This window comes from Vibrio sp. 1402, assembly GCF_033340275.1.
On sequence record NZ_JAWOWE010000001.1, the window covers coordinates 383,165 to 397,189 of the forward strand.

The following is a 14,025-nucleotide window of genomic DNA, read 5'->3' on the forward strand; positions in this document are numbered from 1 at the left end:
ATTTAACGAAGAAAGTGCTAACTAAAAGATAGCTATTCATTCTTGTTTTGCAATAAAGCAATTGGATGAAGCAAGGCATCCTTAGTACTGACATCCAACACTTTTACTTTTCGAAAACGTTCCGGTTCTTTGATCGCGACATCATGAGCAAATATCACAAACTTCGCTTTCTCGATGTCTTTCTCGGTAATTCGATTGATGACGCCATTCGCCCCTTGAGTTTCGACTTTAATCTTAATGCCGAGTGCACAAGCCGCTTTTTCCAATGACTTCGCCGCTAAGAACGTATGTGCCACACCTGATGGACAAGATGTAACCGCCAAAACATCTGCCTCACCTTCGCCTTGAACGGAACCATATACTTGAGAATGACCAGTGTAGCTTTCATCTTCGGTGACGGTTTTCTTTAGTGCAATCACGATCAATGCAGTGGTAACTGAGCCCGTAATCGTGCCGATGATGTAACCAATTTTTCCATCCACGACAGGGAGAACAATCCAACCGCCCCAAGGGGCATGGTTCATTACGTGGAACATAAAGCCAATCACGTTACCAACAATGCCACCAGCAACAATCGCAGGCAGGACGCGAGCTGGGTCGCCCGCCGCAAACGGAATCGCTCCTTCGCTGATACCAATTATGCCCATGATGCCCGCTGCTTTACCAGCTTCACGTTCATCACGTTTAAATTTACTTGGCGATAGGAAAGTCGCTAACGCCATGCCCAGCGGCGGAGTACAGATCGCAATACCGACACCACCCATTAGCCACGGTTGAGTATTTACTTGTGTCTGAGCAAACAAAGTCGCCACTTTGTTGATAGGACCGCCCATATCAAACGCGGTCATTGCACCTAGTACGGTACCCAACATCACTTTGCCCGAGCCCGCCATCCCCGTCAGCACATCATTCATGGTCGTCATTGCGCTGGCGATAGGCGCACCAATCACCCACATCACTGCGCCGCAGGTAACAAACGTACCAACCAGTGGGTAGATAAAGATCGAGCCGAGCGAACTCATGCTGTCCGGCAGTTGAATTTTCTTCAGCAACCAAACCACAAAGCCGGCGAAAAAGCCGACCACAATTGCACCTAAAAAACCCGTATTGTAATGACTGACCGCAATCCAAGACCCAATCATACCCGGCGCAAGGCCCGGCTTGTCGGCAATGGAATAAGCAATGTAACCGCCAAGAACGGCAGTAAACAATGTCAGGCCAGCAATCCCCATTTGGGCAATATCGGCCAGAATGCCCTCCTGTGGTACACCACCGTGTCCAGAGATCATCACCGACAACGACAACAACACACCACCCGCAACAATAAACGGGATCATGTGGGATGTGCCAAACAGCAGGTGCTCTTTAATGCGGCCAAGTTTTTGCGCCCAAGGGCTCAGGGGGTCTGATGCAAATTCTAAAGAAGTCGGGAGAAATTCATTGGATTGGGTTTGAATATCAGTCAGCATCTCAAGCGCTTCTTCTCGCGATTGAGCCAGCTTGAGCTTTTCAACAAAGCCGTCTTCGATAAGTTTGGTGGAAATTTGTGCCAATACTTCAATGTGATGATGATCATCACCATCTGGAGACGCCAGCATGAAAAACACATCGGACAGCTCGCCATCTTCGGCGCCATAATCAATCCCATTACGGCTGATCCCGACCGCGACAGCTGGTTGCGCTACAGCATCACTTTTGGCATGAGGGATCGCAATACCATCATCAAATCCTGTGTTACCGATCTCTTCTCGTTTCCAGATATCTGCCAAGAACTGGCTTTGACTGTTGAGCTTGCCAGCGGCCTCTAGCATATCGACCAGCTCTTTGAGCGCTTCATCTTTGGTTTGAGCTTTTAGATCTAAACATATCGTTTCCAGCTCAATTAGGTTTGTGATGTCCATTGCTTTACCTTCCAATATTCACGCTCGAATATATACCCAAGTGAGTTTGAGATACAGGATCCCCTGGCTCGTATGCGTTCCTACTCATTTTATTTGGGCATAGATTAACCAGTGCCTACCCTTTGATATATAGGACTAAAAGTGCATTAACTGGATTAATGTAACATGAGATTCAAACTGTGATAGAGCTCTTGCGTTAATCCAGCTCAAATCAATTCAATCTGCGGTGGCTGTGTTAATATCCACAAAAAATAAAATGGATAGAACATGAAAATCGTAGCGGTGACAGCATGCCCTACAGGCATCGCTCATACCTATATGGCGGCAGATGCACTCATGAAAGCTGCGCCAAAACATAACGTGCAAATTAAAGTAGAAACGCAAGGTGCGATGGGGATAGAGAATCAGCTCACTCCTCACGATATTGCTCAAGCGGATCGGGTTTTGATCGTGTCGGATATTGAGATAGAACAACCAGGCCGATTCGAAGGGACGCGCAAAATTCAAATCCCCATTGAAGAGGTTTTGCTGAACGTCGACAAAGTATTCCTCGTCCACTGCCGCGACTAAATTTGCAGATGAACGAATACCAAATCACCTTTTTCGTCGATAATGCAAATGCCAGTGCGCACCTTGCTCAGCCACTCAATCGAGTGGCAAAGAAGTTCAAAAGTACCTTACATATCATTAATGTAACGCAAAATCGTGTTGCGGAACTCACCAAGTCCGTGGCGATTTTGCAAGCAGGTCTACAACAAGGTGATTTGTGTCAAATCACAGCGATTGGCATTGACGCAGAGCTGGCCTGCTTCGTCATCAAAGACATGATTGCTGAACACTTTACGGTGGTGGGATCTCATATCAACTATGAGTTTTCTAGCCAACTGGCCGAGCGTTTACCGCAAATTTGCCCACCTTGTGAAATCAAATGGCACTACGCCAAAGCGCATACCGAGCTCACCAAGTTTGAATGTCTTAAAGGATTAGCTCAGCTGATCCACCCCATTCATCCCGACGAACTGATTCTTGCTTTTATTAAACGCGAAGAACGTTCATCAACTTGCGTGACTCCGGGGATCGCTCTACCGCATGTGATGTTTTCAGGTGTTGACCACATTTCCATTGCCGTTATTGCAAATGAAAAGTCGATGGATTGGGCTTCAAAGATGGGTGATGTTCATCTGACTATAGCACTGGTGATGCCAGAAAGGCCGACCCGAGATCAGATCATTGCGGCTACTAACCTCACACGAAATCTGCTTACCGATCAAATAGCGGAACGCCTACTACTAACAAAAAGCAGCGTCGACTTACAAGCGCTGCTGATGTACGCCATGTCGAGGCTGCTCGCCTAAACTTCTCTATAATTTACGCACTCTGACTGAAGGCTTAAATCGAACCACGATATTCCGTCGGCGTTCTGCCTGTACGGTTCTTAAATACTCGGCAGAAATAGTTCACGTCTTTAAATCCACAGCGCACTGACACGTCATTGAGTTTGAAGTTGTATTTTTTGAGCATAAACTTCGCACGATCCACGCGTACCCAAGTAATGTAGTCTGCCAAGGTCATGTGCCCCTGCTGACGGAACAAGCGCGACAAATGGTTCGAGGAAATACTGAATCTCAACGCAATGCTGTCACGTGTGATTGGGCGATGGAAGTTCTCTTGAATGTAGATACAAATCCCTTGATAGAGATCTTGCACACGGCTATGTGACTGCTGCTCGACTGGTGCATCCAACATCGTCTTCGCGTATTGCAGTAATGCTTGCAGTAAAAGCTCATCCATTGGTTTTTTAGTATTCTCACGAGCCAGTGAGCTCAACGCTTCTAAGATGTTATCTATCGCAAATCCTGAGCGTGTTTGGATGCTATGCTTTTGAATATCGTAAAAGTTTGCCTCACCTTTGCGTTTGCTCACCAAACTTAACCCAAGTTGTCGACGCCCAAACAAAATACTTAACACTGAGCAATCGGTATCCCAGTCTGGTTTATTCCAACAGTTAGGTGGAATAAATATCGCGTCGCCTTTTTTAGCAACGATGTGCGTTACTTTTCGATCATGACTTTCCATTTCATTAATATATTCCCCATCCAGAACTAACTCTAGGCGAGGGAAATTAACTTGATAGCTAAATTCAGGCGGCGTATGAAAATCTCCTGCAAACCAAATATTATGAAATGGCTCTCTTTCATTTAATACCGCTGAAATTAAATCATGAAAAATCATTGTCTCACACTCTATATATGCATCAATGATGCTATTTACTATAGATATACACCGGACTGGATTTTTGTGCTATTGAGCAAAATCACACTTCCATTTTAATGTTACAAAAACCCAGTTAACGCATCAATTTTCCAGTAACAAAAACTCTATCAAAAACACTCAATCCCTTTTTAAATGGGAGCAAAGCCACATTTCACTTATCGTTTAGCTTCTTATCCATCATGTCACAGATATGCAGCTAGATTTGTCCAGTGAACGATCTAAATCACACTATAGTTAGTCGGTTACAATCCTCCAGTAAATGCATTTTTTATTCACTACAGTCTTTTTCTCAGTAATTTAAAAATACCTCTGAAATAAAAATTATATTTATAGGGGTTCGATAATGATCACCAAACTAATAAATGAATACTTAATTAAGCTTGATCTTAAAGCGTCTTCAAAAGAAGACGTATTTAAAGAACTGGTTGCAGTTCTACACGCCCAAGGTCGTATTTCAGACCAAGAGCAATTTCTAACAGATATAAAAGCACGTGAAGAATTAGGTAATACCGGATTTGAGGATGGCGTTGCTATCCCACACGCAAAAAGTGCAGCAGTCATTGAACCAGCGGTTGTGATCGGCGTAAGCAAATCAGGTATCGAGTACGGCGCGGAAGACGGTTTACCTTCAAAGCTGTTCTTCATGATCGCTTCTCCAGACGGTGGCGATAACCACCACATCGAAGTACTTGCAGAACTGTCTTCAAAACTGATTGAAGATGGTTTCATCGATGCGTTTTTAGGTGCAGCAAACAGCCAAGACGCACTGGCACTTCTACTTGCTAAAGAAGAGCCTCAAGCAGTGACAGACGCACCAGCAAACCAAGGCTTCATCATTGGTGTTACTGGTTGTCCTGCGGGCGTAGCGCACACTTACCTAGCGGCAGAAGCGCTAGAGAAAGGTGCAGCGGCGATGGGTTACGAAATCAAGGTTGAAACGAACGGTTCAATCGGTGTGAAAAACAGCCCAACCGCAGAAGAAATCGAACGTGCAGACGCAATCATCGTAGCGTGTGACAAAAAAGTCGACATAAACCGCTTTGCGGGCAAACGCGTGGTTAAAACTAACGTAAAAGCCCCTATCCGCGATGCTCAAGGTCTGATTAACGAAGCGTTAAGCGCTCCAGAATACCAAGCAGAAGCAAGCAGCAATGCACAAGCGTCTGTTGCAAACAAAGCCTCTCAGGCTCGCTCTGATCTGTACCGCTACTTGATGAACGGCGTATCACACATGATCCCATTCGTTGTAACAGGTGGTCTGTTGATTGCACTTGCTCTTGCAGTCGGTGGTCAACCAAGTGAAGCGGGCATGGCAATTCCTGAAGGCAGCATGTGGAACCAAATCCTCAACGTAGGTGTGGTTGCCTTTACGCTGATGATCCCAATCCTTGCCGGTTACATTGCTTACGCGATTGCTGACCGCCCAGCTCTAGCTCCTGGCTTGATCGGTGGTTGGATTGCAAACAACGGTTCTTTCTACGGCGCAGACGCTGGTACAGGCTTTATCGGTGCCATCATCGCAGGTCTGCTTGTGGGTTACTTCGTGAAGTGGATTACGTCGATTAACTACCACAAATTCATCCAACCTTTGGTGCCAATCATGATCGCACCAATCACAGGTTCGCTATTCATCGCAGGTCTATTCATCTTCGTTATCGGCGCGCCAATCGCAAGCCTAATGGACGGTCTGACTGCGCTACTAACTAGCATGAGTACAGGTAACGTCGTTCTACTGGGTATCGTACTTGGTGGTATGGCTGGCTTCGATATGGGTGGTCCATTCAACAAGGTCGCATTCCTATTCTCTGTGGGCATGATTGCGAGCGGTCAAACTCAATTTATGGGTGCGATGGCGTGTGCAATCCCTGTTGCTCCTCTAGGCATGGCACTGGCAACGGCGCTTGGTCGTAAGTTCGACCTGTTCGAAGAATCAGAAACCGAAGCAGGTAAAGCAGCAGGTGCAATGGGTCTGGTTGGTATCTCTGAGGGTGCTATTCCGTTCGCAGCGCAAGATCCAATGTCAGTGATTCCTGCAAACGTACTTGGCTCAATGGTGGCGGCAGTAATGGCGTTCTCATTCGGCATCACCAACAGCGTTGCTCACGGCGGTCCAGTTGTCGCTCTACTTGGCGCGATGAACCACCCAGTCCTTGCTCTGATTTGTATGGCAGCTGGCGCAACGGTTACCGCAGTAACGTGTGTAACGTTGAAGAAAGTACGTAAAGCAAAAATGATGCAAGCAGCCGCTTAATCACCCCTACCCCCAAATGGCTCCTATGGCTTGGGCAATGTCGCCCAAGCCATGATTTTCTCTCATGGTGACACTCTATGTCTGATTTAACGATGTCCGATACACAAACGATTCAAACTCAAGCTGCGCATCCGACGTTTTTCCTGATGAACAACGTGATTCAAAACTACGCTTGGGGCAGTACTACTTCTGTTAACCAACTGTTTGGCATTGAAAACCCAACGGGCGAACCACAAGCAGAAGTATGGATGGGCGCGCATCCAAACGGTTGCTCAGTGGTGATGGTGAACGGCAAGGAGACCAAACTCTCTTCACTGATTGCTCAAGACATGAATGCTTTTCTGAGTGAAGAAGTCGCAAACCGTTTTGGTGAACTTCCATACCTGTTTAAAGTGCTTGCCGCTGAGAAAGCGCTGTCGATTCAGGTGCACCCAAACAAGCAACAAGCAGAACTAGGTTTTGCACTGGAAGAAAAACAAGGCATTCCCCTAACCGCTGCAAACCGTAACTACAAAGATCCAAACCACAAACCAGAATTGGTTTACGCGCTAACCGAATACCAAGCGATGAATGGATTCCGCCCAACAAGTGAAATCATCAGCTTCTTCTCTGAGCTGGCGATTCCTGAGCTACAAGGTTTGGTAGATGATCTAATCGCAAACCAAACGCCAACGGGCTTGGCGACCTTCTTCTCGGGTCTACTGTCACTAGAGGGCGAACAGAAAGAGATGGCGTTGACGGTGCTATTGGCTCAAGCTCGCATCACCGACTTACCTCTGTTCAACCTTATTCTTGAGCTAGAGAAGCAATACCCTGGCGATATTGGTTTGTTTGCACCACTGATGCTTAATGTGATTACCCTACAACCGGGTGATGCTATGTTCTTGGATGCAGAAACGCCACACGCTTACTTAAAAGGTACAGGTCTTGAGATCATGGCAAACTCAGACAACGTACTGCGCGCAGGTCTGACACCAAAATACATGGACGTGAAAGAGCTTGTTGCATGTACACGCTTCAATGAGAAGCCATTCGACAGCCTATTGCTTGCACCGACTGAAATCGACGATATGTTGGAATACCCAATTCCTGTGGACGATTTCAAATTCGCCATCGTTAAACAAGCTCACCAGCGTACTCTAGAAGTTCAAACCGCTGAGATCCTTATGCCTCTGGATACCAAACTTGTGCTAACTCACGCAAACGGTGAAACATGCGTGGTTGAAAAAGGACAATCAGTTTTCATTCCGGCTTACGCAAAACAGGTCACTTTGGATTGTGAAGGTCGTGTTGCGCGCGCTCACAGTTAGTGAACGCTAATTAAGCTTCCTTCATACTGTTACATTTTATAGTTCAGCCAATAACCGCCGTTATTGGCTTTTGATATTCATTCATCCTAGTTTTATATTGATATATTGGAGAGCTAAATCACACTTAAGCTTGTGTGATACAAAAATATAGTTATTGGTTTTTTTTTACTATTTCAGAAAACCGTAACATTAATTAAATTTGCCTCATTACTTCAGTACCAATGAGTCAAAAAATGATTACAGAACTAACAAACGTCAATTTAATTAAAGGCAACCTTCAAGCAAATAATAAAAAAGAAGTCTTTGAAGAGCTAGCGCAAATGCTATTCGAAAATAATCGAATCAGCAGCAAAGAGGCTTTTTTAACCGACATCGAAGCGCGCGAAGCATTAAGCGTAACTTCAATGGACGGCATCGCTTACCCACACGCAAAAAGCAAAGCGGTTACAGAGCCTGCAATCGCTGTTGGCGTAAAGCGCGAAGGCATCGAGTATGGCGACGAAGAGGGAGTCAAACCGACCGTATTCTTCATGATTGCCTCACCAGATAACGGTGCCGACCACCATATTTATGTTCTTCAAGAATTATTCGGTAAATTTAGCGAAGAGTTTATTGAAGATATTCATAACGTAAAAGACGAAAACCAAATACTAAATATTTTAATTAATTCATAAGGCGTGAAATTATGAGTACAATCACAGCTCAAGCTAGTAATAATAGCGATTTCAAAAAAATCCTAAGTACCATGAAAGGTCACCTTTTATTCGGTACTTCTCACATGCTTCCATTTATCGTTGCGGGTGGTGTACTACTGGCGCTAGCGGTAATGGCATCAGGTAAAGGTGCGGTTCCTGCGGACGGTTTATTGGCTGATATTTCTAATATCGGTATTAAAGGTCTGGTGCTGTTCCCAATTATTCTTGGTGGCTTCATTGGTTACTCAATTGCAGACAAACCAGCACTAGCACCAGCGATGATCTCTTCTGGCATCATGGCTGACATGGGCGGCGGCTTCCTTGGTTGTATCGTAGCGGGTTTCATCGCAGGTGGTGTGGTATTCCAACTTAAGAAGATCCCTCTTTCTGCTAACATGACTGCGTTGGGCGCTTACTTCATCTACCCTCTACTAGGTACGCTTATCTCTGCAGGTATCGTTCTATGGGGTATCGGCGAGCCAATCAAGATCTTCATGGCGTCTATGAACGAATTCCTAGCTTCTATGGCTGGCGCTTCTAAAGTGGTTCTAGGTACGATTCTTGGTGGTATGACTGCATTCGATATGGGCGGTCCAATCAACAAAGTAGCAACGCTATTCGCTCAAACTCAAGTTGATACTCAACCATGGCTAATGGGTGGTGTTGGTATCGCAATCTGTACGCCTCCTCTAGGTATGGCACTAGCAACATTCCTATTCAAGAAGAAGTTCACTAAGCAAGAGCAAGAAGCAGGTAAAGCAGCAGCAATCATGGGTTCTATCGGTATCTCTGAAGGTGCTATCCCATTCGCAGCAAACGACCCTGTACGCGTTCTTCCTTCAATCGTTGCTGGTGGTATCGTTGGCTGTGTGTTCGGCTTCCTAACAGACGTACTGCTACACGCACCATGGGGCGGTCTAATCACAGCTCCTGTATCAAGCAACATCCCAATGTACGTTGTGGGTATCGCACTAGGCTCACTAACAACAGCAGTTATCGTTGGCTTCTGGAAACCAGTTGCTGAAGAAGAAGCAGAAGACGAGATCGTTGAAGCAGCACCTGCACAAGCTCAAGCGGCTCCAGCAGCAGGCGAAGGCGAGTACGACATCGTAGCAGTAACATGTTGCCCATCTGGCGTAGCACACACATTCATGGCAGCGAAAGCACTAGAGAAAGCAGGTGCAGCAGCAGGTCTGAAAATCAAAGTAGAAACTCAAGGTCAAAACGGTATCCAGAACCGCATCACTGACCTAGATGTAGCAAACGCGAAGCTGGTTATTCTAGCTCACGATATCCAAGTAAAAGACGCTCACCGCTTTGCAAAAGCAAACGTTGTTGAGTGTTCAACGAAAGAAGCGATGCGTAACGCAGCGACTCTTGTGAAAGCTTAAACCTTAAGCTCCTCCCCCTAAGAGCCCTTTCCCCCAAAGGGCTCTATTTCAAGTTTTTAAGTTTTAGTAATACCCCTGATTTTTTTAATTACATAACCCTACAATTTACAAGGCTTTAAAAATGAAATTCAAACCTTCCCTACTCGCTTGCGCAGTTCTCAGTGGTCTAGTCGGTCTGACTGGCTGTAACGACGACACAACCAACATTTATGAAGGCGGTGACACCAACCCTGCACTGCCGGATATTCCTGACGGCGGCAAGCCAGTATGTCCTCCAGTTGGCGATGGCGACTGCGATGACAAGCCAAACCCAGAAACACCTGAAATCGACATGGGCGTTCACATTCCGGTAGATTTCGCCGATATGGACGTAACACGCTACGTCAACCCATTCATCGGCACAGGTAACCTAGGCAACACCTACCCTGGTGCAACCACACCACACGGCATGGTGCAGCTTTCTCCAAACAACGGTTCTAACGGCTGGGAATACATTTCAGGCTACTACTACCACGACGCACGTACTTCCGGTTTCTCTCATACCCACCTTTCCGGAGCAGGTGCTGGCGACTTGAACGACATTTTCGTCATGCCAATCAACTCGCGTTCGGATTACATGATTGATGAAGGTTCGGCAACGCTAAACCTAGAAGCGTCTCGCTTCCAACATCGTGACGAGCAAGCGACGGCAGGCTACTACAAAGTCGATCTATTGGATTACGACATCAAAGCTGAGTTGACGGCGTCAGATCGCGTTGGTGTACACCGTTACACCTTCCCTCGTGATGAGAAGTCAGAAATCATCGTGAACACTGGCTTCAAAATTAACTGGGACTACACCTCTGATTCTTACTTGAAATGGGACAAAGACAATAACCGTCTTGAAGGTCACCGTTTCTCTGACGGCTGGGCACCAAGCCAAAAAGAATTCTTCGTGATGGAATTCGACCAACCAATCAAAAACGTTCGCTTTGCTTACTACGATAAAGAGCAAGGTCGTTACATGGACGTGCCAGAAGGCATTACGGAAATCGGTAACGAAACACGTGGCAAGTATCAATACGCACGCGCTTACGTTGAGTTCGACACATCCAAAGACGGCTTAACGGTTGAAGCGAAATTGGCGCTATCAAACGTTGAAATCGGCGAGAATGGCAAGTCTGGTGCTTCTCTTAACATGACAGAAGTTGCGGGCATGAACTTCGACCAAGCGACGGTAGACATTGGTTCTGGCACCTTCACGGTAACGGCTGAGAACAACGGTCCAGACAACATGTACATCAAAGAAGTGACCATCAACGGCAAGCCTCTGGATGTGTACAACACCTTCCAGCACAGCGAATTCAAAGCAGGCGGCGAACTGCACTTCGTGATGACGGCTGACAAGTCTGAAGCAATGCAAGCCAACCTAGGCGAATAATGATTTTGAGGGGACCTCGTGTCCCCTTTTCTCGTGGAATAAAAACAATGAAACTAAAAAGAACCCTACTCTCTACCGCAGTGTTAACCGCCATGCTTGGTCTTGCTGGTTGTGGCAGCGACTCTGATCCAGAAGCTCCAGTTATCTCTACCCCTACTTTGGAATTCGTTGATACCTTGATCGGCACTAAAGGTCTTGGCAACGTCAACCCATCGCCAGTGATGCCAGAAGGTATGATTCAACCGTCACCAGATAACTTCGATCCAAACGGTTGGAATGGTAAAGGCTCACCTGTCGAATACGATCCTGTGCACAGCTTGCTTTCTGGCTTCTCAATGACCCACATTTCTGGCGCAGGTAAAGGCGACCTAAACGACTTCGCTTTCTTGCCATACACAGGCTTTAATACCGATGCCGTGACCATGGATAAAAGCTCGGAAGTGGCAGAGGTTGGTTACTACTCGGTTGACCTTGTAGAAACCGGTGTAAAAGCTGAGCTGTCGGCAACCGACCGCGTGGCGTTCCAGCGTTACACTTTCAAACCGGGTGAAGACCGCAAAGTACGTATCGACCTGCAACACGAACTGTTGGAGCAATACGGCAACCATTCTCGCAGCATCTACTACAAACGCGTTAACGATACTACCGTCGTAGGCGCGCGTACCTCAAACGAATGGGGTCAATGGCAAACCGTGTTCTTCGCGGCAGAATTCTCTGATCCAATCATTGAAGAAAACCTGTACACCAAGCTGGCTTCTGAAAGCAAACTGACTCCAACCGACGCTACGGAAGTCGGATTAGAAGATTACCGTGGTTACGCAGAGCACAAACCAATGCCGGGCGAACCAGAACCTGATCCAGAACGTTTGGCAAAACGCGCAAACGATGTCCTGACTCACTTGAACTTTGGTAAGAGCGATGAGCCATTGGTGGTCAAAGTAGCGATTTCTGGCACTGGCGTTGACGGCGCACTGAAAAACCTAGAAGCAGACACTAACGGTTGGGACTTCGACAATGTCGTACAACAAAACCGCGTGGCTTGGGAAAACATCCTTGGCGAGTTTGAACTGGAAGGTGGCAACAAAGCCGACAAAACCATGTTCTACACCTCGCTCTACCGTACGTTTGTTGCTCCATTCCTATACCAAGATGTGGATGGCAAATACCGTGGCATGGATGGCAAAGTGCACCAAGCAGAAGATGGCTTAGTGAACTACTCAGTGTACTCAATGTGGGATACCTTCCGCGCCGCACACCCACTGAAAACCATCATCGATAAAGACCGCGCAATTGAACACGCACGCGATCTATTGAACAAATACCAAACGGGCGGCGTGCTGCCAAAATGGGAACTGCACTCGGATTACACCGGTGAAATGGTCGGTCATCCTGCGGTCTCGGTTATCGCCGATATCATGGTCAAACACCCAGAAGCCTTTACCGCAGCTGAGTTTGATTTGGCGTTGAAAGCCGCTGACGAAACGGTCAACTTCAACCTTGATAAAACCGAAAGCTGGGTGCCTTACCAAGACGCTTGGAACGGTGACAAACGCTTCACGGTCATGACTCGTCACAACGACTACCAAGAAGACGTCGGCTTTATTCCAGCCAACACCAAATGGGCGCCGGATTCTGGTGACAAACCGGGTTACGTAGAAGGCTTAAAAGTCGATAAGTACGACGAGCTTGTGAACGAATCGGTGTCTTACGGTCTTGAGAACGCTTACTACGACTGGTGTATCGCTCAGATCGCTAAACTTGCGGGCAACGACCAGCAGTACGACCGCTACATGGCACGCTCTGAATCGTTCAAGAACTACTTCGATTACAACCCAGAACAATACGGCAAGTTGCAAGACACCAAAGGCAACGCATTGGGTGCGACGGGCTTTATGCGTCCGGCTTACATGAACAGTGGCAGCAAGGTTTGGGCAAACAACCTGAAAGCCGAATGTTTGGACGAGAACATGGCGCTGTCTATCCCAGACGGTATGGACTACAACGCCTGTAAAGACCGCAAAGCACTCAACGAAAGCGATGTGTTCTGGCCTTACCGTGCTGAGCGCCGTGGTGAAGACTTTACCGAAGGCAACACATGGCAATGGACATGGTTTGCACCGCACAACTTGAACGGTCTGGCCAACGTGATGGGCGGCGAGCACATCGACCGCACTGACTTCTCTCTTCCTGAAGACGTAACCGAACAAGGCAAAGCGGCATTCTTAGCCAACTTGAATGCGCTGTTTAATGCGGACTCCAACGCCGATACAAGCCAGTCACACGACATGTCAGGCTATATCGGTCAGTTCGTGATGGGGAACGAGCCAGATCACCACGTACCTTACCTATACAACTGGACAGCAGAGCCATGGAAGACACAAGAAATTGTCGACCAAGCGATGAACGAGTTCTACCACCCAACGCATGAAGGTCTGATTGGTAACGAAGACGTCGGTCAGATGTCGGCGTGGTATGTGATGTCTGCATTGGGCTTCTACCAAGTCACTCCGGGCGAAGCAAGCTACACCATCGGTCGTCCTTTGTTCGACAAAGCCGTGATTCCAGTCGCGGACGGTAAATTCACCATCACCTCAGAAAATAACAGCCAAGAGAGCATCTACGTTAAGTCGGTGACCATCAACGGCAAACAATTGAGTGACAACTTCAGCTTCGCGCACAGCGATTTGAAAGACGGTGGTGAGCTGCATTTCGTCATGACTTCAGACAAATCTGAAGCGATGAAAGCGCAGTAACCGATACCCATCCAAATAACGAAAGGGGGC

At 47.0% G+C, this 14,025-nt stretch carries 10 protein-coding genes; 8 read left to right on the top strand and 2 right to left on the bottom strand.

The annotated features are described in order from the left end of the window. Positions 1–32: 32 nt before the first annotated feature. Positions 33–1,901: a fructose-specific PTS transporter subunit EIIC gene (locus tag R7044_RS01565; protein ID WP_033906397.1), complete on the bottom strand. Its 1,869-nt coding sequence runs from the start codon at positions 1,899–1,901 to the stop codon at positions 33–35. A gap of 267 nt (positions 1,902–2,168) precedes the next feature. On the opposite strand from R7044_RS01565, the gene R7044_RS01570 reads away from it, so the two are divergent. Further along, positions 2,169–2,471, top strand: coding sequence for a PTS fructose transporter subunit IIB (locus tag R7044_RS01570; RefSeq protein WP_005463048.1), 303 nt, complete (start codon positions 2,169–2,171; stop codon positions 2,469–2,471). Between the two features lie 8 nt (positions 2,472–2,479). Beyond that, positions 2,480–3,256 (top strand): PTS sugar transporter subunit IIA, encoded by a 777-nt coding sequence (locus tag R7044_RS01575; RefSeq protein ID WP_033906396.1) that lies wholly within the window; start codon positions 2,480–2,482, stop codon positions 3,254–3,256. 34 nt (positions 3,257–3,290) lie between these two features. On the opposite strand, the gene R7044_RS01580 is transcribed toward R7044_RS01575, so the two are convergent. After that, positions 3,291–4,133: a helix-turn-helix transcriptional regulator gene (locus tag R7044_RS01580; protein WP_029802624.1), complete on the bottom strand. Its 843-nt coding sequence runs from the start codon at positions 4,131–4,133 to the stop codon at positions 3,291–3,293. Between the two features lie 385 nt (positions 4,134–4,518). Here R7044_RS01580 and R7044_RS01585 point away from each other — a divergent pair, with 385 nt between their 5' ends. The 6 genes from R7044_RS01585 (at position 4,519) to R7044_RS01615 (ending at position 13,995) form a co-directional block, all read left to right on the top strand. Then, complete coding sequence (locus tag R7044_RS01585; RefSeq protein ID WP_053349240.1) at positions 4,519–6,426, top strand: fructose-specific PTS transporter subunit EIIC; 1,908 nt, start codon at positions 4,519–4,521, stop codon at positions 6,424–6,426. 92 nt (positions 6,427–6,518) lie between these two features. After that, positions 6,519–7,736: a mannose-6-phosphate isomerase, class I gene (manA, locus tag R7044_RS01590; RefSeq protein ID WP_373924679.1), complete on the top strand. Its 1,218-nt coding sequence runs from the start codon at positions 6,519–6,521 to the stop codon at positions 7,734–7,736. Between the two features lie 233 nt (positions 7,737–7,969). Next, the gene (locus R7044_RS01595) at positions 7,970–8,410 is read left to right on the top strand and encodes a PTS sugar transporter subunit IIA (protein WP_064376240.1); all 441 of its coding nucleotides are present in this window, start codon (positions 7,970–7,972) and stop codon (positions 8,408–8,410) included. Positions 8,411–8,421: 11 nt separating this feature from the next. Then, positions 8,422–9,822, top strand: a complete 1,401-nt coding sequence (locus R7044_RS01600; protein ID WP_005453038.1) for a fructose-specific PTS transporter subunit EIIC — start codon at positions 8,422–8,424, stop codon at positions 9,820–9,822. A 121-nt stretch (positions 9,823–9,943) separates the two neighbouring features. Further along, on the top strand, positions 9,944–11,242 hold the full coding sequence (locus R7044_RS01605) for a glycoside hydrolase domain-containing protein (RefSeq protein ID WP_225455310.1): 1,299 nt from the start codon (positions 9,944–9,946) through the stop codon (positions 11,240–11,242). 47 nt (positions 11,243–11,289) lie between these two features. Further along, a complete protein-coding gene (locus R7044_RS01615; RefSeq protein WP_225455311.1) occupies positions 11,290–13,995 on the top strand; it encodes a GH92 family glycosyl hydrolase in 2,706 nt (901 codons plus the stop codon). The last annotated feature ends 30 nt before the right edge of the window (positions 13,996–14,025 follow it).